The sequence below is a fragment of the Shewanella sp. Isolate8 genome (assembly GCF_022398495.1).
In the GTDB taxonomy this organism is placed as follows: Bacteria; Pseudomonadota; Gammaproteobacteria; order Enterobacterales; family Shewanellaceae; genus Shewanella; species Shewanella aquimarina.
In genome coordinates this window covers 865003-887020 of record NZ_JAKEVI010000001.1, presented here as the reverse complement: position 1 = coordinate 887020, position 22018 = coordinate 865003, and the positions used below count along the sequence as shown (strand labels likewise).

Annotated in this window: 18 protein-coding genes; 6 read left to right on the top strand and 12 right to left on the bottom strand. The window is 51.6% G+C overall.

What is annotated here, in order from left to right; genetic code table 11:
- Positions 1-8: 8 nt before the first annotated feature.
- From hisS to L1D43_RS03820, 5 genes are all read right to left on the bottom strand, one after another.
- Positions 9-1280 (bottom strand): histidine--tRNA ligase, encoded by a 1272-nt coding sequence (hisS, locus tag L1D43_RS03840; RefSeq protein WP_239850015.1) that lies wholly within the window; start codon positions 1278-1280, stop codon positions 9-11.
- A gap of 154 nt (positions 1281-1434) precedes the next feature.
- Complete coding sequence (ispG, locus tag L1D43_RS03835; RefSeq protein WP_239850014.1) at positions 1435-2550, bottom strand: flavodoxin-dependent (E)-4-hydroxy-3-methylbut-2-enyl-diphosphate synthase; 1116 nt, start codon at positions 2548-2550, stop codon at positions 1435-1437.
- Between the two features lie 19 nt (positions 2551-2569).
- Positions 2570-3556: a RodZ domain-containing protein gene (locus L1D43_RS03830; protein WP_239850013.1), complete on the bottom strand. Its 987-nt coding sequence runs from the start codon at positions 3554-3556 to the stop codon at positions 2570-2572.
- Positions 3556-4344 carry a type IV pilus biogenesis/stability protein PilW gene (pilW, locus tag L1D43_RS03825; RefSeq protein ID WP_239850012.1) on the bottom strand — a complete coding sequence of 263 codons (789 nt, stop codon included), beginning with the start codon at positions 4342-4344 and terminating at the stop codon, positions 3556-3558. Before pilW ends, L1D43_RS03830 begins: the two co-directional genes overlap by 1 nt.
- Before the next feature lie 32 nt (positions 4345-4376).
- Entirely contained in the window at positions 4377-5498 is a 1122-nt protein-coding gene (locus tag L1D43_RS03820) for a bifunctional tRNA (adenosine(37)-C2)-methyltransferase TrmG/ribosomal RNA large subunit methyltransferase RlmN (RefSeq protein ID WP_239850011.1), read from the bottom strand.
- Positions 5499-5642: 144 nt separating this feature from the next.
- On the opposite strand from L1D43_RS03820, the gene L1D43_RS03815 reads away from it, so the two are divergent.
- Complete coding sequence (locus tag L1D43_RS03815) at positions 5643-6776, top strand: hemolysin family protein (protein ID WP_239850010.1); 1134 nt, start codon at positions 5643-5645, stop codon at positions 6774-6776.
- 91 nt (positions 6777-6867) lie between these two features.
- Complete coding sequence (locus tag L1D43_RS03810) at positions 6868-8613, top strand: bifunctional metallophosphatase/5'-nucleotidase (protein ID WP_239850009.1); 1746 nt, start codon at positions 6868-6870, stop codon at positions 8611-8613.
- A gap of 142 nt (positions 8614-8755) precedes the next feature.
- On the opposite strand, the gene L1D43_RS03805 is transcribed toward L1D43_RS03810, so the two are convergent.
- The 3 genes from L1D43_RS03805 to L1D43_RS03795 form a co-directional block, all read right to left on the bottom strand.
- Positions 8756-9256, bottom strand: a complete 501-nt coding sequence (locus L1D43_RS03805) for a GNAT family N-acetyltransferase (protein WP_239850008.1) — start codon at positions 9254-9256, stop codon at positions 8756-8758.
- Positions 9257-9482: 226 nt separating this feature from the next.
- The gene (locus L1D43_RS03800) at positions 9483-9785 is read right to left on the bottom strand and encodes a hypothetical protein (protein WP_011865085.1); all 303 of its coding nucleotides are present in this window, start codon (positions 9783-9785) and stop codon (positions 9483-9485) included.
- A gap of 127 nt (positions 9786-9912) precedes the next feature.
- Positions 9913-10137 carry a DUF3820 family protein gene (locus L1D43_RS03795; RefSeq protein ID WP_041510537.1) on the bottom strand — a complete coding sequence of 75 codons (225 nt, stop codon included), beginning with the start codon at positions 10135-10137 and terminating at the stop codon, positions 9913-9915.
- Positions 10138-10708: 571 nt separating this feature from the next.
- On the opposite strand from L1D43_RS03795, the gene L1D43_RS03790 reads away from it, so the two are divergent.
- The 4 genes from L1D43_RS03790 to L1D43_RS03775 all read left to right on the top strand — a co-directional run bounded on the left by L1D43_RS03790 (position 10709) and on the right by L1D43_RS03775 (position 13375).
- Positions 10709-11452 (top strand): AAA family ATPase, encoded by a 744-nt coding sequence (locus L1D43_RS03790; RefSeq protein WP_041510536.1) that lies wholly within the window; start codon positions 10709-10711, stop codon positions 11450-11452.
- Positions 11412-11837, top strand: coding sequence for a CopG family transcriptional regulator (locus tag L1D43_RS03785; protein ID WP_239850007.1), 426 nt, complete (start codon positions 11412-11414; stop codon positions 11835-11837). Before L1D43_RS03790 ends, L1D43_RS03785 begins: the two co-directional genes overlap by 41 nt.
- A 217-nt stretch (positions 11838-12054) precedes the next feature.
- Positions 12055-12879 carry a M90 family metallopeptidase gene (locus L1D43_RS03780; protein WP_239850006.1) on the top strand — a complete coding sequence of 275 codons (825 nt, stop codon included), beginning with the start codon at positions 12055-12057 and terminating at the stop codon, positions 12877-12879.
- Positions 12880-12901: 22 nt separating this feature from the next.
- The gene (locus tag L1D43_RS03775) at positions 12902-13375 is read left to right on the top strand and encodes a nuclear transport factor 2 family protein (protein ID WP_239850005.1); all 474 of its coding nucleotides are present in this window, start codon (positions 12902-12904) and stop codon (positions 13373-13375) included.
- 583 nt (positions 13376-13958) lie between these two features.
- Here L1D43_RS03775 and L1D43_RS03770 read toward each other — a convergent pair.
- From L1D43_RS03770 to L1D43_RS03755, 4 genes are all read right to left on the bottom strand, one after another.
- A complete protein-coding gene (locus L1D43_RS03770) occupies positions 13959-15407 on the bottom strand; it encodes an HDOD domain-containing protein (RefSeq protein WP_239850004.1) in 1449 nt (482 codons plus the stop codon).
- A gap of 348 nt (positions 15408-15755) precedes the next feature.
- Positions 15756-17081 carry an isocitrate lyase gene (gene aceA / locus L1D43_RS03765; RefSeq protein ID WP_239850003.1) on the bottom strand — a complete coding sequence of 442 codons (1326 nt, stop codon included), beginning with the start codon at positions 17079-17081 and terminating at the stop codon, positions 15756-15758.
- A 107-nt stretch (positions 17082-17188) separates the two neighbouring features.
- A complete protein-coding gene (gene aceB / locus L1D43_RS03760; protein ID WP_041510530.1) occupies positions 17189-18823 on the bottom strand; it encodes a malate synthase A in 1635 nt (544 codons plus the stop codon).
- Between the two features lie 1384 nt (positions 18824-20207).
- Positions 20208-22016, bottom strand: coding sequence for a diguanylate cyclase (locus L1D43_RS03755; RefSeq protein ID WP_239850002.1), 1809 nt, complete (start codon positions 22014-22016; stop codon positions 20208-20210).
- Between the last annotated feature and the right edge of the window lie 2 nt (positions 22017-22018).

Genomic DNA, 22018 nt, shown 5'->3' with positions numbered 1-22018 from the left:
CTTCCTCTTTAAATCAGTTCTGCAACGTAAGCTGCTAACGAATCCTGTGCAACCAATTCTTGTTCTTTCTCTTCGCGCAGATATTTAAGCGCCACCTGACCATTGGCCAGTTCGGTCTCGCCGATCACTATGGCGAGTTTGGCGCCGCTCTTATCGGCACGTTTCATCTGCTTCTTGAAGTTACCGCCGCCGCAGTGACTCATCACCTTGAGGCCGTCTACTTCACGTAACTGCTGCGCCACCTTGATCGCCGCCACACGGCAATCATCGCCCATGGCGGTGACATACACATCGACCGGACCCGATACATCGTCGGTTAGCGCCAGCGTCTCCAGCATCAATACGATGCGCTCGAGCCCCATGGCGAAACCTACCGCTGGGGTGTCTTTGCCGCCTAGCTGACCGACTAGGCCGTCGTAACGACCACCGGCCAACACTGTACCTTGGGCACCCAGGCTGTCTGTGACCCACTCGAATACTGTGCGGTTATAGTAATCTAAACCACGCACCAGACGTGGGTTAATTTCGTATTGGATGCCAACGGCTTCAAGTAGTTCACACAAATGTGCAAAATGGCCGCGACTTTCTTCGCCGAGGTAGTCCATTAGCGCCGGGGCATCGCCCAAAAGCGCTTGAACTTCAGGGTTCTTGCTGTCGAGCACACGTAGCGGATTTGAATACATGCGGCGCTGGCTGTCTTCGTCCAGCTTTTCTTTGTGCTGCTCTAGGAAGGCGACCAGGGCGTCACGGTAGGCCGCGCGCTCCTGTGCATCCCCCAGAGTGTTCAGCTCCAGCTTCACATGCTCGCTGATACCTAGCTTCTGCCACAGGCGGTGGGACATCATCAAGACTTCGGCGTCAATATCGGCCGAGGCGATACCATAGACCTCGACACCAAACTGGTTAAATTGACGGTAGCGCCCCTTCTGTGGACGCTCGTGGCGGAACATGGGACCCATGTACCACAGACGCTGCTCCTGATTATATAGCAGGCCGTACTCGTTACCCGCACGCACGGTAGAGGCAGTGCCTTCAGGGCGCAGAGTCAGCAGATCGCCATTGCGATCGGCAAAGGTATACATCTCTTTCTCGACGATATCTGTCACTTCGCCGATGGAACGTTTGAACAGGTCGGTACTCTCTACGATAGGAGTGCGGATCTCGCTGTAACCATAGGCCGCAACGGTATCACGCAACACTGCTTCTAGTTTTTGCCATAGCGGGCTCTGGGTCGGCAGAATATCGTTCATTCCGCGAATCGCTTGAATCTGTTTTGCCACTGTATCAACTCGTCCGAAATTTAGCTGTAAAAAATAAAAAAAGCGCCTCGCATTATAGGCGCATCAACAATAAACGCAAAACCGGCGCGGCGCGCCAGTGAGCTGCGCCACAAACGGGGCTAAAAGCCCCATCTTCTGCGCAACAAGCAAAGGGTTATTCCGTGATATCGGTTGTTGGAATACGCGCGTCGACGCTGGCGACCTTGGCGCGGATCTTCGCCTCGAGCTGATCGACGATATGCTCGTTATCGAAACGCTCTTTCTGACGCACACCGTCGTCGTAGTAGCCGCTCTTACGGTTACCACCCGTTAGGCCAATATCCGATACCAGGGCTTCACCCGGGCCATTGACCACACAACCTATGATAGAGACGTCCATAGGGGTCACCACATCTTCCAGGCGACGCTCCAGCTCGTTCACCGTGGCGATCACATCAAACTCCTGACGCGAGCATGATGGGCAGGCGATGAAGTTGATGCCACGTGAGCGAATACGCAGAGATTTGAGGATGTCGAAACCGACCTTGATCTCCTCGACGGGATCGGCAGCCAGCGAGACACGCAGGGTGTCGCCTATGCCTTCGGCCAGCAACATGCCCAGGCCAACCGCCGACTTCACGGCGCCGGCACGGGCGCCACCGGCCTCGGTGATCCCAAGGTGCAGCGGCTGTTTTATCTGCTTGGCCAGCAGGCGGTAAGACTCCACCGCTAGGAAGACATCTGATGCCTTAACGCTTACCTTAAACTGATCGAAATTGAGTCTGTCGAGAATATCCACATGGCGCATGGCCGATTCGAGCAAGGCCTGCGGCGTCGGCTCCTTGTACTTGTCCATCAGATCTTTCTCTAACGAACCGCCGTTAACACCGATACGAATTGGGATATTCTTGTCGCGGGCGCACTCCACCACGTTACGGATACGCTCTTCGTTGCCTATATTGCCCGGGTTAATACGCAGACAATCCACGCCATATTCCGCCACCTTGAGCGCGATACGGTAATCGAAATGAATGTCGGCGATCAGCGGGATCTTAGTCTGCTGCTTGATCACCTTGAACGCCTCGGCGGCATCCATGGTCGGCACAGAGACACGTACGATATCGGCGCCAACATTTTCCAGCGCGCGGATCTGAGCCACCGTGGCCTCCACATCTGTGGTGCGGGTGTTGGTCATAGATTGCACGGCGATGGGCGCGCCATCACCGATAGGCACATCGCCCACATAGATGCGTGTCGAAGGGCGGCGAATGATTGGGGACTCGTTGTACATCTTAATTCACTCTTTTACTTCAAAGATTGACGGCGTTACCGACCGTCAGTCTGGCAACTCGGCCACTGGGATACTTAGCCAGATCGATTGGTTCACCATTGAGGTGCATGGTCAATGACTGCGGCGCCCCCAATATAACCTTAAACGGCGCCTGACCAAAGACATTCATCTCTTTGCCCGCCAGCTTAAGGCCATTAACGAGTACCTTGCCGTTGGCATCGGTCACCTTGATCCAGCAATCGCCGCTCAGACTCAGGGCCAACTCGGCATCGTCCACGGCCTGAGCCGTGTCATCTGTCCTGGATGACTCAAGGGCTTGAGGCTCTTGAGACAGGGATGCTTGAGTGGCTCGCTCTAGGGGCTCGGCTGTTGCAGGCTCTGCTGCTGTTGATTCAGTAACAGTCGGTTCAGAAGCCCCCTGTTCAGAAGCTGTCTGGCTCAAGGACGCGCGTGGCATCTCGATACCCGTATCGGCCTGTGGATCCTGGGCGGGCATCAGGCTGGGCTCTCCAGGCAAAGTCGAAAGCTCGGCAGCTTCTTCTACCGATGGCTTGGAGAGATCCAGATCCGCCACCATGGCCGACTTTTGCACCCACCAGAGTACCAGTAAGGCCAATAAGACGAAGATGATCAAATAAGTTACCAGCATCAGGCGGCCGTCTCTGGCCTGGCGCGTGGTCTTGCGGGAGAAGCTCTGCATGGTAGGGGCATCGACCACAGGAAAGCTTTCGGCGAGGTAGGCATCTACCCTTGCCATCTCTAGGCCTAGGATGCGGGCATAATTCTTCACATAGCCTTTGACATAGGTCGCCGACGCTATGTTGTCATAGTTGTCCGCCTCGAGATCTTTAACAATCGACGGGCGCAGATTGAGTCGCTCGGCCACGCTGGTTAAAGTCATCTGGCGCGACTCACGCGCCGCCTTTAACCACTGGCCCAGTGTTTCACCGGTTTCCTTTGGTTTCTCAGCATCATCCTTGAGCATATCGATTTGATTATCAGTCATTAGTGCATGCTTGCTCTATACTGCTTGGCCTCATTGGAAGCGGGAAACTTAGCCAGGAGAAGAATGCCAAATTTTCTCATCGCTTCAGGGTCATTTAGGCCTTGCTCAATTTTAATTCCCAACGCCAGACTCTGAGCCGATTCGGGCACTACTCTATGGTAACGCGCCAAACCTTTCTTGGCTGCGGAGTAGTTCCCCAGATCCAATTCGATCTCAGACAGTTCTAAAAGGGAGTTGGCACGACGCGGGTCATAGTTAAGTGCCATCTCGAAGTAGCGTTGTGCTTTTTGTAGATCACCCGACTTGCGGCTACAGATCCCCAGGTTTTCATAACTGGAGGCCGAACGGGTGTATTTGGGCATCTTTACCGCCCGAAGAAACATCTCTTCGGCCTGGTCGTATTTTGCCTGCTGGCAGAGAAACACGCCGAAGTTATTCATAGAATCGCCGCTGGCATCGCTGGCGTTGATGGCGTTGCGATACGCCTTCTCGGTCAGCTCTAATTCACCAACCGATTGATAGTAATAGGCTAAGGCCACGTGTACATCTTCGATGTTAGGCGCAAACTCGAGCGCCTTATCCAGGTTGTACTTGGCTTGTTCGCTGTTGCCCTTTTGCAGGTAGGTCAGACCCAGCTGCACCCGTTGGCGGGCGGCAGAAACATTGTCGAAGGTACGCTCTTGAACGGGCACATCTGTGCCACTGTATGTTCTCTCAGTTACACATCCTGACATCAGCGTCGAAGTCAGGATGACTAACAGGGTCAATGTTGGCTTTTTGCTTAACATTCGCAAGCCTATCTAGTAGCAGATACAATAAGTTAGTTTATTGTGACTGAAATCTGACTATCTTGCATGCGTTTTTTCGCTAAACGTTTGGTTCGGTCGCGAATATCCCCGGCTAACTGGCCACAGGCCGCGTCAATATCGTCTCCGCGGGTCTTACGGACGATGACCGTCAGACCATATTCCATCAACACCTTAGAGAATCTGTCGATACGTGAGTTCGATGAACGCCCGTATGGCGACCCAGGATAAGGGTTAAAAGGGATCAGGTTGATCTTACAAGGAGTATCCTTCATCAACTTGGCCAGCTCATGAGCCTGATCTGTGCTGTCGTTGATATGATCAAGCATCACATATTCCAGGGTCACACGGCCGCGGTTAGCATTGGACTTAGCCAGGTAACGACGGATCGCCGCCAAAAACTCCTGCAACGGATACTTCTTGTTAACCGGTACCAACACGTCACGCAGCTCATCGTTTGGCGCGTGAATGCTCACCGCCAGCGCTACATCCAGATTATCGCCTAGGATATCCAGCGCAGGCACCACGCCCGAGGTCGATACGGTCACGCGGCGCTTAGACAGACTGAAGCCGAAATCGTCCAGCATGATGTCGATAGCCGGCATGACATTTTTCAGATTCAACAGCGGCTCACCCATGCCCATCATCACCACGTTAGAGATTGGGCGCTCGCCGGTTTCTTTCTGGAAACCAAGAAAGTGAGACACGCGCCAGATCTGGCCGACTATCTCAGACACGGTAAGGTTACGGTTAAAGCCCTGCTGGGCGGTAGAGCAGAAGGTACACTCGAGGGCACAACCCACCTGTGATGATACACATAGGGTGGCACGGTCATCTTCCGGGATGTAAACGGTCTCTACCTCCTGACCATTACCCACATTGATGGCAAACTTAATGGTGCCATCGGCAGACTTCTGATAGCTGGAGATCTCTGGAGCCACCACCTCACAACGCGCGGCCAATTTGGCACGTAACGCCTTGTTGATGTTAGTCATCTGTTCGAAGTCGCTGACGCCAAAATGGTATAGCCACTTCATCAATTGATCGGCACGAAAAGGCTTTTCACCCATCTCGGTAAATAGCGCTCTCAATCCCTTACGATCGAGATCCAATAAATTGATCTTTTTTTCACTCATTTTGACTAACCTCAACACCAAAACCTGCCACAGGGCGGCGAATTATACAGATATCAATAAATTTTAGCCAGTAAGGAAATAGACTATGCTAGAATCCCCCCAAGCTAATATTGGCTTGCTACTCGGAGTTGTTTTACCTCCCCCATGATAACCCTTATTGTTATTGTCTTTGTCGCTATCGGGATCTCTTTTCTCTGTAGTGTATTCGAAGCCGTGCTTCTGTCTGTTACACCTAGCTTTATTGCGAACCTAAAAGAAACCCATCCCGCGGCGGCCGAGCGTTTGAGCCACCAGAAGGAGAATGTGGAATCGCCACTAGTTTCTATCTTGACCCTGAACACTATTGCCCACACCGTAGGTGCCGCCGTTGCCGGTGCGCAGGCTGCAAAGGTGTTTGGCGACGAGATGCTGGGTGTCTTCTCGGGCGTGCTGACCTTTCTTATCTTGTTCTTCTCAGAGATTATCCCCAAGACACTGGGCGCGAACTACTGGCGCAGCCTGGCTCCTAGCGTGTCTCTGGTGCTGCTGTGGATGGAGCGCATCACTAAGCCGCTTATCTGGATGTCTCAGCAGGTCACTCAAAAGCTGGGTAAGGGCGACGATGGTCAATACATTCGTCAAGAGATGAGCGCTATGGCCAAGATAGGTCACGAATCGGGCGAGCTGGACGAACAGGAATCTATGATTCTGACCCAGATGCTGTCGGTCAAGGAGATGCCGGTGACCGCCATCATGACGCCGAGAACCGTGATGTTCAGCGTGCCAGCGACCATGACCCAGGCCGAGTTTGCCAAGCTTCACAAGAAGAGCCCCTTTACCCGTATCCCGGTTTTCGATGGCGATCGCGACAATATCGTGGGTTATGTCAACCGCAACACCATCTTGTTGTCGGAGCGAGACACCCCCATGGCGCCTATCTCTGCGGTACGGCGTAACCTGGTGATCGTGCCAGAAACGGCCAAGATATTGCCGTTGTTCCAGCTGATGATTAAGCGCAACACCAAGATCGCCATGGTAGTGGACGAATATGGTAGTGGCCACGGTATCGTCACCCTGGAAGATATTATCGAATCCCTGCTGGGCTTAGAGATTGTCGACAGTAACGACCCTGTGACCGATATGCAGCAACTGGCGAGACGCCTTTGGAAACGCCGCATGACTCATAAGGGGATACGCATCTCGGATGAGGGCTCGTCGGAAGATGAGGATCTCCCCAAAGGCGAACAGCAGGCCACCAGTATCACAGAGGCCGAGCCGCTGGATAAGGTGAGCAAATAACTTAAGAAAAGTTAATAAAGGGAAGCAAATGCTTCCCTTTTTCATTTAGCCCTGCTGAGGTATACTTGCCCGCTTCACAAATGAGGCCTACATGACCAACAGATACTCCCTAAAGCTTGCACACATCAACGACACCCACTCTCACTTCGATCCTTCACGCGTCCAGTTTCTGCTCAGCCATGAGCAACAAAGTTATGAGGTCTATAGCCACAGCGGCGGCTATGCGAGGATCGGATATCAGGTGCAGCAGGCGCGCAGTCAGGCGGCCGATGCTGGGCAAGATTTTCTGTTTCTTCATGGGGGCGACAGCTTTCAGGGCACCCTCTACTTCAACCAGTTTAAGGGCGTGGCCAATGCCGACCTGCTCAACCGTCTGGCACCCGATGCCATGGTCCTCGGCAACCACGAGATAGACGCAGGCAATCAACCGGTTAAACAGTTTCTCGATACCATTAATTTTCCTCTGCTGGCAGGCAACATGGATCTCAGCCAGGAAGATCCCCTAAAGCAGGACAGGCTAGCGGGGCATCCCAAGCTGTTTAACTATGTTCCCGAGCACGGCTCGGCCAAGGTACTCTTAAAGCCATTAGGCGATAGACAGCTTGCCATCATAGGCATCACCCTAGATCAGATGAAAGAGATCGCCAGGCCAGATGAAGATACTCACTTTGCCGACGCCATAGAGACCACCGCCAATACGGTAGCTAAGCTAAAGGCGCAGGGCATAGATCATATCCTGGTGCTGAGCCACTTAGGCTGGGATAAAGACAAAATATTAGCCCAAGAAGTGCCTGGGATCAGCCTGATCGTCGGTGGCCACTCTCACACGCTTCAGGGCGATTTCAGCGCCATAGGCATCAACGCCCTACCCTATGGCTACCGCGTAGAAAATACGCCTATTTTGCATGCAGGCAAGTACGCCGAAACCCTGGGGCTGTGCGACATCGAATTTGACGACAAGGGGCGCGTTACAAAGCTCGCCGGACACAACTACTTCATGCTCGATGAGCATCTAATCATCGAAGGGGAGCAAGAGGTCACCGCAGCAACCTACGACGCGCTGAAGCAGCAGCTCATGGCGCATCCCGGGATCTTATGGGATGACGAACTCACAGAGATCAATCAGGTGATCACCCAGCACTATCGCCCGGCCATCGACGCCCTGGAGCATCAGGTGCTGGGATTTGTACCCAAAAACCTAATCCACACCCGCCTGCCCAGCAAGGCACTGCCCCACGGCAGCGAGATCGCCCCCTGGGTCTGTAAGAGCATCTATCATGAGACTCGCAACCTGGACATTCAGGTGGATTTTGCCCTGCACAATGCCGGTGGTGTCAGACAATCCCTCAACAAGGGCACTGTGACCATGGCGGACATTCTCGGGCGACTGCTCCCTTTCGCCCTACCCCTGGTGAAATATCGCATCCAGGGCCGTTACCTGTATCAAACCTTGGAGTCGGCCATCAACTCGGCCACCAACAACAGCATTACCGGCACTGGTGCGGGAAGCTTCCCCTATACCTACGGCCTTAAATATTGTTACGACGGAAGGCAGCCGCTGGGCGCCCGCATCCTGCAACTGGAGATCTTGACCGAAATAGCCGGTGAGATGCAGTGGCATAGCGTGATGCCAGATCGCTTGTATAGCGGCGTATCATCGGCCTATACGGCGTCGGGCAAGGAAGGTTATCAGGCGCTACTTAGCGCAGAACAGCAGGAATCGATTGAGGCGCTTACCCTGCCCCAAGCCTTCATCCGCTTCATGCAGCGAGAAGAGGGGCTACACGGCGTCATGCCGCCTCATGTGTTATACACGAGTCACCTGGATGGCCATTAGCGCGAGCTATAAAAAACAGGAAACTTAGGCGCCTTGCTGGCCGGCTAAGCACGCCTAGGTTATCGCGAGGGTATGGCGAGGGTGTTGCAAGTGACTAAACCAGGGATTTTGCCAGAGACTAAGCCAGGGACTTTGCCAGAGACTAAGCCAGGGACTTTGCCAGGTAGTAGGCCATAAACACCTGGCCGGCCTTTTCCTGATACCGCTTGTGTCGCAGAGCAAATCCCTCTGCCACAAACAGTGGCCGCGACAGGCTGGAGGCATCGACCCTCAGCTCATCCATCCCCTGCGAAGCCGCCCAGGATTCGAGTTGTTGCAACAACTGTCGCGCAATCCCCTGCCCCTGATATTCAGGGTGCACATAGAGGCTGTCGATATAACCCCGCGATGCATACTGGGTCTCGACATTGATGAAACCGACACAGCGGGGATCCTCCCCCTCCATGCAAGCGGTATCGACGGCCAGCCAGGCCTGTGAGCGGGTCAGGCGTTTATGCCAGTGATAACCGGAGCGCGGCGCCTGGGACCAGGCAAGTTTCTGCGCCGCACTGTAATGGGTCTCATCGATGGCGCGCACCGCCAGATGATAGACCTCACTGACCGTCTTGCTATACCCCTTACGATAGGGAATTATCTTAATCATCGCCTTGTTCTATCGATACGTGTTCTATCGGTATGAGTTCTGTCTATAGGTGCTCTGTCTATATCAGGCAGAGAAGCTCAGGCACTCATCGCCCCTTTGCCAATCCATACAGCCACCTGTTTGCGTAAATTGCAGCTGATTTTAGTCCCATTAGGCAAAAAAATAGTGCCGATAACAAGTTATCGGCACTATTTCTTATATTCATCCGGCTGCTTAGCCACGCAAATTACTTCTTGTCGATGCGACCCACAAACAAGAGTTCATCGAAGGTGCGGTTAAGTGTCTTGCTGGTAAAGTCATTCATCCACATCTGCTCTTGAACGACAACGACGTCACCTTTCTTCACCTCGGCCTGAGGTCCTGCCGCCCAGAAAGTCTTATCGGCTTCTTTGATCTGTACATAGGTATAACCGCCACCATTCATGGTATCGACCACAGTACCTTGATGCACTACACCAGCCGCCCAGGCACTCGAGATCCCCAGGGCTAAGGTGGCCGCAGCGGCTAAACGAACTAATTTAGTTATCATTGTCATTCCTTAAGTGTTTGCCTTTAACCCCTGCATTAAAACATGGCCTTAGCCATAAATCTCTACCCGGACGTCTTAAAACAGCATTCAATGAATCAGTTTTAGATCAAGCTCTCATTCCCGAATTTTATCCCTGCTTACGTGGAACTAATAAAGGCTTGAGCATGCCCTCCAGGCCATTGAGCTTCACCTCATAGATCAGCGCCAACTGCTGACCTAACTTACCTTCGGGAAAGCCTTTACTATGAAACCAGACTAAATAAGGCTCTGGCAACTCGAGTAAGCGTAACCCGGCATATTTACCAAAGGGCATTTTTTGATTTATCGCCTCGATTAAGGCCTGTTGATCCATCTTGACTATCCTAAACGGCTATCGGGAAAAGTACGCGGCCCAGCTTACGTGACTACAGGCGTCAAACCAAGAAGCTTTGACGAAATCGTGATTACACATGCTCATTTTCCGCGCGTCGCATTGAAACATAAGGTAAATTTTCGCAGCGACAAGCCAACCGACTTCAAAGTTTTAGCCATTACAAATATAACATTTGGAAATATAAAACAAAGCAAAAAGACCAAACAGAAATAAGAGTAAGATGAAAGTCTTACGCTTTTAAGGCATAGGTACGAAAAACAAGCCCCTAAAACCAACACAAAAACAGTAACGCACTGTTTTATAAAAGCTTTGAGATAACTTTTCACTCCAGAAGCCCTTAGCGTCAAATATCCGCCAAACAAGTCAAAACGTCAACTTAATGACAAGCGCCATAATCAAAAAAAACGTCAATTTTCATGTAGTTGACCAACAATTAATTAACACCTAAATTGGAGTCATGCCCAAACAGGTGAGATCGCGAGATAGCAGTACATCACTTGGGAACCTAACAACAAACATCGGCAATCATTGGCAGTCGAGAGGAAATAGAATGATCATTTTAGTTGGCGGTGAAAAAGGCGGTAGCGGAAAGAGCTGTTTAGCCCAAAACATAGCGGTATTTCTCACAGTAGAATGCGGCGCGTCGGTCATCATGGTCGATTGTGATCCCCAGCGGACCACCTCGGACTGGATTCAAGCTCGTAACAACAACGGCACCCTGGCCGGCATCAACTGTGTACAGCTCTACGGCAAGATACGTAACGATCTGCTCAGCCTAGAGCAACACTATGACTATGTGCTGGTCGACTGTGGTGGCCAGGACAACCTGGCACTACGCGCCACCATGTCGGTCGCCTCTCATGTGTTGATGCCACTGCGTCCGAAGCGCAGAGACTTGAAAACGGTTAGCCACATGGATGATATCGTCGCGACCTGTATGATGATTAATCCTAAGATGCGCGCATCTTTCGTGATCACCCAATGCCCTAGCCTGCCAAACCAGGCTAACCGCATCATGGAAGCCAAAGAGGTATGTAAGACGTACGACATCAATGTACTCGACGCCATCACCTACAGCCGAAACATTTATGATGACAGTGAAGAATCGGGTCTGTCTGTCATGGAAACACAACCAAAAGGCAAGGCCGCCGAAGAGATCCGCAGCATCGCCTGTGAAATGCTACAGGCTTCCAGTGCCACAGAAATTCGCAATCGTCTCGCCGAAAAACAGATGGATAAGTTAAGGGGTAACTATGGGTCTGGCCGATCTCAAGAAAAGCTCTACGCAGTCTAGTGCCGCGAGACAAAACCGTAAGCTACTGAATATTTCGCTCGATGCCTTGATCGATGACTTCATCGACGACGCGACTCACTATGCCGCCGGGCAGCCGAGCAATGTACAGCAGATGGCCGAGGTTATCGCCTTAGAAACGGGTTTCGATGGTGATTTTTTAAATCGCCACGCATCTCAGGCGACACCTAAGGTGGTGCCCAAGGGGGCAGGGCCTTATCGCAAGGCGACCTTCACCCTGAGCGAGTCCGCTATCGCGCACCTCGCCGAATTGGCCAGCGGCTGTGATGTGGCTAAGTCGAAACTGATCCGTTTTCTCATCGAGCATCATTACTCGTTATCTGAGAGCGAGCGGCAACAGAAGGAACAATCAATCATAGTCGATTAAATTAGCATATCCCCAGACGCGCTGGGCACATCATCACCCAGCGCGTCGCTCCTTTCAGCCCGTCTCCCTAACCTTTCTGGCAGCGACAGATTTCATTTTCCGAACTTAGGGCTGCCAGCTTTTTTCTCCACGCCTTTTTTCTCCACGCTTTTTCTGGCCCTAAGATTGAATTTGCGGCAAGCAACACCATATCTTGCTATATCATAGGGAGATTTTTATGCTAGCCATCTTTATTCTCGCGCTGGTCAGTAGCGCCGCCATAGGTTACATACTGTTTAAGCCAAAGTATGTCAGGTATCGTCGCGCGCAGATCGCCAAGCGCCCCTTTCCCGAGAGCTGGCGCGCCATACTCAAACGCCGCATGCCCTATTTTCGCGCCCTCCCCAGCGACCTGCAGTTACAGCTCAAGCGCCACATCCAGATCTTCATTGCCGAGAAGCGCTTCGTTGGGTGTCAGGGCATAGCAATTGATGATGAGATCCGTGTCACCATCGCCGCCCAGGCTTGTCTGTTACTACTTAATCGCGACACAGACTACTACCCTAAGCTGAAACAGATACTGGTTTACCCTAGCCTGTTTATCGTCAATCAGATGCAGCAAAATGGCGACGGAACCTTCTGGGAGCGAAAAAATATTCTCTCGGGTGAATCCTGGGAGTTTGGCAAGGTCGTGCTCTCCTGGCATACCGCCAAGGAAGACGCGGCCCAGCCTTACGATGGCCATAACGTGGTGATCCACGAGTTTGCCCACCAGCTGGATCAAGAAGATGGCCACTCCAACGGTGCGCCCATCCTGGCTAATGCTAACGACTACCAGTCATGGTCGACCGTCATGACTCAGGAGTTTGAACAGCTGCGCGAAGACGCCAAGTACCATCAGCCCAGCCTGTTTAACTATTACGGCGCCACCAACGAAGCCGAGTTCTTCGCGGTGATCACCGAAACCTTCTTCGAGCGTCCCCATGACTTTTATCAGCAGCACCCGGCCCTTTATCAACAGATAAGTCAATTTTTCAAACTAGATCCGGTAAACTGGCATTAAACGGATTTAAAAGGAGAACACCATGGCCGTCAGACATCACTCGCTGACCTGGATACTTGCAGGCTGCGCCCTACTGCTGAGCGGCATTTGCCGGGCCGAGATCCCGCTAGAGGCGACTCAGACCTTAGACAAGCTACACGGCTACGCCGCCAGCGCCGATTGGGACAACTACTTCGCCCTCTATACCGAGAATGCCCACTTTATCGGTACCGATGCCACGGAAAACTGGAACATGCAGGAATTTTCCGCCTATGCCCGCCCGACAAAAGGCTGGCACTACACCCTGGTTTCCAGACAGCTCCAGCAACACGGCGACGTGATAGTCTTCGATGAGCACTTAAGCAGTAAGTCCTACGGCAACTGCCGCGGCACAGGCACCCTGGTCCTCACCCCACAAGGCTGGAAGATATTGCAATACCACCTGAGTTTTCCTATCCCTAACGCCATGGCCAAGCGGATCACGGCGCAGATCAGCGCCGCCAGCAAAAGCAAATAGAGCTAGGGCCTGTTGACCTTGCGGTTTGGGTTTTGCTGCGGTTTGTAGGTGATGGATACAAGGCAGCGCCTGTGCCATGCAGTGAGTCAACACAAACAGGCGATAATGTAGTAAACGCAATGACGCAGTATACGGGGATGATGCAGTAAAAATGGCCGATAGAGGCTGCCCTAGGGGCAGCTAGGCGCCGCTAGCCCTTTGCTGCTCGCCATTCACATAGTACGACTATATGAATGGCTTCATTGCACTTGCATCGAGCAAAACCGCTTAGATTGAACGAATCTAAAAGCAAACAGAAAGCTGATAGGTAAAAGGCCCCAGGGCCTGTTTATCTTTCGCATTCATTTTTGCAGCATTCTGTATCGATTTTATACAAGGCAGAGCGATTGTAATGTAGTGCACTACATCAATGAGCGATAACGCAGTAGAAAAATGATACAGACGCTGCCCGCAGGGTTCGTCTTGAGCACGTTCAACTCTTTGTGACTCGGCTTTTATATAGAATAACTATACTCCAAGCCTCCTGCCTCGATTTGAACGTGCTCAATTAGAACAAAATTTGTTCTCAAAAGGTCAACAGGCCCTAGTGCACCGAGACAGAGAGGCAGAGATTGGTCAGCTGAGCGAAATGGGTAAAACGGTCGAAATCCGCATCAACCAGCTTGCGCTCTGAGCTGTGCCTGTCGGCATATAACAGGCCAATCACCTTGTTATCCACCAATATCGGCGCCAACATGAAGCCCATTGGCGAGGTATGGCGCCTGAGCGCTTCGTCGGTATAGAGGCGCCACTTTTCCGAGCCTGGGTTATCGATAAACAACGGCTTCTTGAGATCGACGCTCTCGCCAAACACATTCTTATCATGATTGAGCTCGACGACAAATTCATTCTTCATCTTGTCGCTGTTCTCACCAACCACCACCCTAGGTTGCAGGCGCTTACGGTTTGGCGAGAGTAGCATGACGGCGCAGCGATCCATGCCTATGCCATCGAGCAGGCCGCTGAGGGTAATGGTTATCACCTCATTAAAGTTCGCCTTATTGATGGCGCAATCTGTGAGCTCCCTAAGCTTCTTCAGCTGCAGCTCGACATTAAACTCGCGAACCTTAACTGGCTCATCCTCTGGCTCCGCCGCCAGCGTCAGCTGATGGGTATCGGGCAGGAAGGCCACGAGTACCTTGGCACCATAAGTATCGGCCAGCTTTCGGGTGGCATGGCTACACTGGATCATCCGCCCCTTAAACTCATCCACCTCGAGGTCCAGCATGTCTGCGGCCTGCTTGATACGGTGGTTCAGCTCGGTAATATCTTTGCTGTCGCTCGCCATCAACTCGCTGATCTTATTGGCAAGATAGATGGAGCGGATCTCGGGAGTGCGCTCATTGGGATTCGACAAGGACTTCACCAATACCTCACCTAGGCCCCAGTTTTTGGCGATACCCATGGAGAGCTGGGTAAAGGAGGTTCCCAGCACCTCTCTGACCACGGCGCTGGCTTCCTTTTCGTCCACCTTATTGAGACGTGCATTGAGCTGCTCTGTCGTTTCACCGCCCATGCTCCAAAAGGCACTCTCTCCCAGGTGATAGAGCAGCGCGGCGATAAACACCTCTTCCTGCAGCTCTTCGTCGTGATCTTTAAGCATCATCTTGGCCAGCATGGCTGCCTGGAAGGCTCTGGCCATCAGGGTAAGTAGCCTCTGGTAGACATCCTCTGATAACCCTTTGTTTTCTAAAAGGCTGCTGAGGAGCTTAGCGGTAATACAGATATTACGTATGGTATCGAAGCCCAGAACGACGGCCGCGCGGCTCACGGTCGTAACGTGGGAGATCCCCTTGTTATAGATGGCGCTGTTGGCCACCTTAAGAATTCGCGAGGTCAGCGCGTTATCATGCATCACGCTGCGGCCGAGTATCGCCAGGGAGGAAACATCGTCTTTGGCAAGCTTCTCTAGGGTCTTCACCGTCGAGCTAAGTGCCGGCATCTCCTGTTCGCTGATGCGTTTGGTCCAGTACTCTGCACCTTTTCCTGACATAGCAGTGTTCAATGCTTATCTACTCTTTATATGAAGAAATAAGGATAGCGCTAAGTTATCTGGCGCCGTCTTTGATGAATTATAGGCAGAAAAACTTATAACATAACAATTACATCTGTCGCCAGAGGCAAATCACGTTTATCACCTATACCCGATCCACATGGCGAGGATTTCACCTTTATATCGACGAGCGGGCTCAAAAGATAAGAAGAAAATAAAAAAGGCGGCTCAAGAGGGACCGCCAAGGCAAGCAAAAATAACAATTTGGAAAAGAAAGAAAAACCTCGCACCGCACGTAGGAACACGGTGCGAGGAACAACCGCTGCTAAAGGACAGCAAGTCGAAACTTTAGAACTGCTCCTCTTCGGTCGAGCCTGTCAGCGCCGTAACCGAAGACTCACCGCCCTGGATCACATTGGTCACCTTATCGAAGTAGCCTGTACCCACCTCTTGCTGGTGTGCCACGAAGGTGTAACCCTTCTTCGCCGCCGCAAATTCAACTTCCTGTACCTTCTCAACATAGTGCTTCATGCCTTCACCGCGCGCATAGTCATAGGCGAGGTCGAACATGTTGTACCACATGTTGTGAATACCGGCTAAGGTGATGAACTGGTACTTATAACCCATGTCCGACAGCTCCTGCTGGAAGCGGGCGATGGTGGCATCGTCCAGGTTCTTCTTCCAGTTGAAAGACGGTGAACAGTTATAGGCCAGCAGCTGGTCTGGGTATTGTGCGTGAATCGCCTCGGCAAAGCGGCGCGCCTCTTCCAGATCAGGCTTGGCAGTCTCACACCAGATTAGGTCGGCGTACGGTGCGTAGGCCAGACCGCGAGAGATAGCCTGGTCGATACCGGCATTTACACGGTAGAAACCTTCAGAAGTACGCTCGCCGGTGATGAAGTCGCGATCGTATGGGTCGCAGTCAGAGGTCAGCAGATCCGCAGCGTTTGCATCGGTACGGGCGATAACCAGAGTCGGTACGCCGCTCACGTCGGCCGCCAGACGCGCAGATACCAGCTTCTGTACCGCTTCTTGAGTCGGTACCAGTACCTTACCGCCCATGTGACCACACTTCTTCACCGAGGCCAGCTGATCTTCAAAGTGCACACCGGCGGCGCCAGCGTCGATCATGTTCTTCATCAACTCATAGGCATTAAGCACACCGCCGAAACCCGCTTCTGCATCGGCTACGATAGGCAGGAAGTAGTCGGTGTAGGCCTCATCTTGTGGGTCAACCTGGTTGCTCCACTGGATCTGATCGGCGCGGCGGAACGAGTTATTAATGCGCTGAACCACTGCAGGTACTGAGTTTGCCGGATAGAGAGACTGGTCCGGATACATGGTGCCCGCCAGGTTAGCATCGGCGGCCACTTGCCAGCCCGACAGATAGATGGCCTCGATTCCCGCCTTAGCCTGCTGTACCGCCTGACCACCTGTGAGGGCACCCAGTGAATTGACATAGCCTTTCTTAGCGCCGCCGTTAACCAGCTGCCATAGTTTTTCCGCACCGCGAGTTGCCAGGGTATTTTCCGGGACAATCGAACCGCGTAAGGCCACTACGTCCTCTGCTGAATAGGGGCGACGAACGCCGGCCCAACGTGGATTTTCAGCCCAATCTTGTTTAATCGCATCAATCTGTTCTTGACGTGAAATCTGTGTAGTTGCCTTAGTCATAATCTTCTCCATCTCAGGTGTTAGCATCCAGCTCCCTCAATACCACTCACATTCAAAGGCGCTAAATAGGTTTTGGGTATTACCCTTTCATTTATAAAATCATCGCGTTAAGCATTGTCGCCCTGGGTCAATATCTCGTAGCCAGGCAGGGTGAGGAAATCCACCAGCTCATCAGAGGTGGTGATCTCTTCCAGCAGGACTGCCGCTTGAGTAAAGCTGCCGTGGGTAAAGCGATCTGGTCCCACCTCGAGTTTGACGTTGGCCAGCTCTTCGACCAGCATCTCTTTAAACAGCTCCTTGGTGACCAGCTTGCCGTTTGAGAGCTTCTGTTCATGTTGGATCCACTGCCAGATAGAGGTGCGCGAAATCTCTGCCGTCGCCGCATCTTCCATCAGGCCATAGATGGGTACACAGCCGTTGCCGCGGATCCAGGCCTCGATATATTGCAGTGCGATACGGATATTGAGGCGCATACCCGACTCGGTACGTTCGCCTTCGCAAGGCATGAGGAGATCCCTTGCCTGGATTGGCGCATCGACATCACGAGTGATGTGCAGCTGGTTGACGTGATCCTCACCTATATACTCGTTGAAGATCCCCATGGCAGTGTCCGCCAGACCTGGATGCGCTACCCAGGTTCCGTCGTGGCCATTACGCGCCTCGAGCTCTTTATCGCCGCGAACCTTAACCAGCACAGCCTCGTTTTGCGCCGCGTCTTTGGCAGGAATAAAGGCCGCCATGCCTCCCATCGCCAGGGCGCCGCGCTTGTGACAGGTCTTAATCAGTAGGCGCGAGTAGGCACTCAGGAACGGCTTATCCATGGTGACAGCCTGACGGTCGGGCAAGATGCGATCGCTATGTTTCTTCAATGTCTTGATGTAGCTGAAGATGTAATCCCAGCGGCCACAGTTGAGCGCCACTATGTTAGAGCGCAGTTCATAGAGGATCTCCTCCATCTCGAACACCGCCGGTAGTGTCTCGATGAGACAGGTACACTTAATGGTGCCCGGCGTCAGACAGAAACGTTCTTCCACAAAGGCAAACACCTTGGCCCACCAGCGTGCCTCCACATGACTCTCGAGTTTAGGGATGTAGAAATAAGGTCCGCTGCCCTTCTCCAGCAATTGACGATAGTTGTGGTAGAAGTAGAGGCAGAAATCGAACAGCGCGCCAGGGATCGCCTCGCCATTGAAGGCCACATGCTTCTCCTTAAGATGCAGGCCGCGAACGCGAGCGATAAGCACCGCGGGGTCATCATTAAGGGTGTAATGCTTGCCTGTTTCGGGGGCGGTATATTCAATCTCGCCACGCACCGCATCACGCAGGTTAATCTGTCCCTGGATCACCTTAGTCCAGCTTGGGGCCAATGAATCTTCAAAGTCGGCCATAAAGACTTTAACGTTGGCATTGAGGGCGTTAATGATCATCTTGCGGTCCACAGGCCCGGTGATCTCGACGCGTCTGTCCTGTAGATCTTGCGGGATACCGCGGATCTGCCAGTCGCCGTCTCTTATGGCACGGGTCTCGGGTAAGAAGTCCGGCAAGGCACCGTTATCGATCGATGCCTGCTTCTGCTTACGCATGTCGAGCAGATTTGGCACCTCTGCCGCAAACTGATCACATAAGACTTCAAGCAAGCTAAGCGCGCCTTCATTAAGCACTATCTCTTGCCCTGGTACTGTCGCCCCCAGGATAGACAATCCCGTATCTAGCTGATGTTTATTCATTACCTGTTCAGTCATCCCGATATCTCCCAAGCGCTCACTTACCGTTAATTTCAATTCATCCAGTCCACAAAATAGGGCTTGCCACGCCTCTAGTGCAGGCCATACAGCTTGAAACACCAGCAAGGGGTTACAAATGTACGTTTTGAACAAAACCTACTAACAAACTGTTGGGATTGCAACAATACAACTGGCGAGAAAAACAGCTAAAAGACCGGAATTACATCACAAAGAATTGGTAAGACCAAAATCATAAATCACACATTAACCATTGATTTTTATTTACTTAATATTCTTGCGCCAACATTAAAAACAACAGAACCTTAAACTTGTCAGACAAATTAACCAACAACCAACCAAAGAAAGTTATTACGTAATTTAATTACACCAAGTAAGATTAACGGTACACACAATCAAGCTTAAAGCCTGTTAGAATTTAGAGCCGTTCGTTTTGCTTTCCTTGTGAGTAAACCATAATAAACCATTAATATTCAGTGAATTACCTGGCTCACAGAACAAACAAAAATCAAACAAGTGTTTTAATTTGACGTTTACGTAAACGCAAGACGAGGCAAACGCAATGACTTGTCACAAATCGGTAACGTTTGTCGATCAACATCACGATTTTTTTTGGTTTGATGCAAAAAAAATCCAAAAAAACCGAATAAATTGCATACTTACCCCAAAATAGTCATTCATCATTCGTGCCAAGCTCTACTCCCTTAACAGGCCGACTTGCCCTCCTAAGGCTCATTGCCTGAGTGATCCGATACACAAACCACATCAGAAGCTGTCAGGAAGGAAACTAAAGCCTGGAAAATAATGCTGGAAATCTAATGCCTAAAACCCAAAAGCTAATATCCAAAAGCTAATACCCAAAAGCTATGGCCTAAAGCCAGGAAGCCAGGAAGCCACCACCTAAGCTATTAAAAATAAGCAGAAAAAAACAATTCCCTAGTGATATCGACTGGATTCTCAAACCAGGATACGAGTGCTTTCCTATATGGATTGATTCATGAGATAAGAGTTAAAGAGGGGCGATACGATGAAAGGCAAGCAGGCGGGCAATTAGTGGACACCAGGGCGTACGCACAGACACAGGCACAGGCACAGGCACAGGCAAATGATTAAGCCACGGCTCTAAGATGGCTCCAATGCCAAAGGGAGCCACTTAAGAGAGTCACTTAAAGCACTATTAAGTAGGAGATACATCACGGGAGAAGCAAGTAAGATGGCCTCAAACTAGATTTAATGAGCAGGACGAGAGGCCAATCAAGAGTTCAGCTGCATCGCATTCAAACACATAACTTCAAGGGTTTAAAGAGTAAAGACGATAAGCCAGTGCTATGCATTAATACTGGGCACTAATACTGGGAACTAAACGCTAGCCACTAAATAGCCATTATGCATTTACTGCATTAGTGGCGTTAGCCCCATTAGTCGGGTTTGCCGCCTTGTCAGACATGGTCGCCATACCAGGACGGTACATCACCACACAGTTGCGGCCATTGCGTTTGGCCTGATACATGGCGATATCGACGCGCTTCATGAGTGGGTCCAGGCTAAGGTCATCCTCTACACTGGTACAGACGCCGAAACTTGCGGTGATACTTAAGTCGCTATAGTGAGGACGGGTCTGAATAGACTCTATCGCAAGGCGGCAGTGCTTGGCGACCTTTAAGGCTGCCTGTTCATCTGTATAAGGTAAGAAGATCGCAAACTCTTCACCGCCCATACGCACAAATAGATCGCGCCCCTTGAGACTCGGTGAAACGGCTTCCACCACGCGACGCAGCGCCCAGTCTCCGGCACTATGACCATAGGTATCGTTAATCGATTTAAAGTGGTCTAAATCGAACATCACCACACTAAACACGTTGCGATGGGCCAGCACATCGACAAACAGGTTTTCGGCAAAATCTTGTCCCGTACCACGATTTAATACGCCGGTTAACGGATCACGTTGCGAGATACGCTTGTATTTGCGCTTCTGCACAAACATAGAGGCGCCGAAGATGATGAGGCAGATAGAGCAGCCAATGGCAATCATCAGCGCCATGCTCTCGTTATATCTCTCCAGCTCAACCACTTTTTGCTGCGCGGTATAGAGCGCCCTGTCCTGATTCAGCATCTTAATTTCGCGGGCCTTCTCGGCATTCTCAAACTTAGCCATCTGATAGGCATAGGCCTTCGCCTTGGTCTCATCGATAGCGGCTTCACTCAGCTGCAAATACTTGTCCAGATAACGATAGGCCTGCTGATACTCACCCTCTACGGATAAGGCATCCGCCATCACCTTATAGGCACGCTTCTTCGCGCTGAGGACGCTAGGATCGTCTGGTACGTCTATGACTTGTTGTGCATATTGCTTGGCACTGTCCACCTCTTTCTTCATCAAGTAGGTTTCGGCCAGCAAGGCGTTTACATCGTTGATCTCTAACTGGAACTTAAATGTCTTGTATTCGGTGAGGGCTGACTGGAATAGCCTCTCGGCCTGCTGCAACTCACCCAATTTAAGGAGCGACGTCCCCTTACCTTTGTCGGCCATGGCGACAATAAGCGGAATGTTATGTTCATGACAGAAGGCTCTGGTATCGGCAAATAATTGCTTGGCCTCATTGTATTGAGAGAGCTTTAACTCCCCTGCCGCCAAAAACAGCTGGGCGTAACACTGCTCCTTGGGTGAACTATCACGGCTTAGGCTATAGGCCAGTGAGGCGTAGCGCTTCACCTCATCATAGACCTCAAGATCCAAATAGAGATTGGCGAGCCTCAGGTAGGAGGTCATCTTGATGGTGACATCATCAATCTGTTCGATACGGTCAAGATTCTTCGCCATCGCATCCAGTGCCCCCTGATAGTTCTTCATGGCGATCAGTGCGGTGGCTTGATACAGATAGATGGAATTTTGAATTTCGGGAGAGTGGCTCAGTTGCTCGGCCTGAATGAGTAGATTAAAGGCGCGTTCATAGGCGCCGTTAAACATCTCCTTGTTACTCTCGAGGGTTAACACCCGAGCCCTCTGTTCGCGGCTCAAGTGCTGAGTATTCTCTTTAAGGTAGGCAATTACCTCAGACGATTTGGCTGGCTCTGCAATCAGCGCGGCCTTTAACTCATCGATAACGGCGTCATAGTCGACGTCACTCGCGGTGGCAAGCGGGCAAAATGCTATCGAAAAGGCACAAGCCAAGAATAGTCTGAGGTAATGCATAT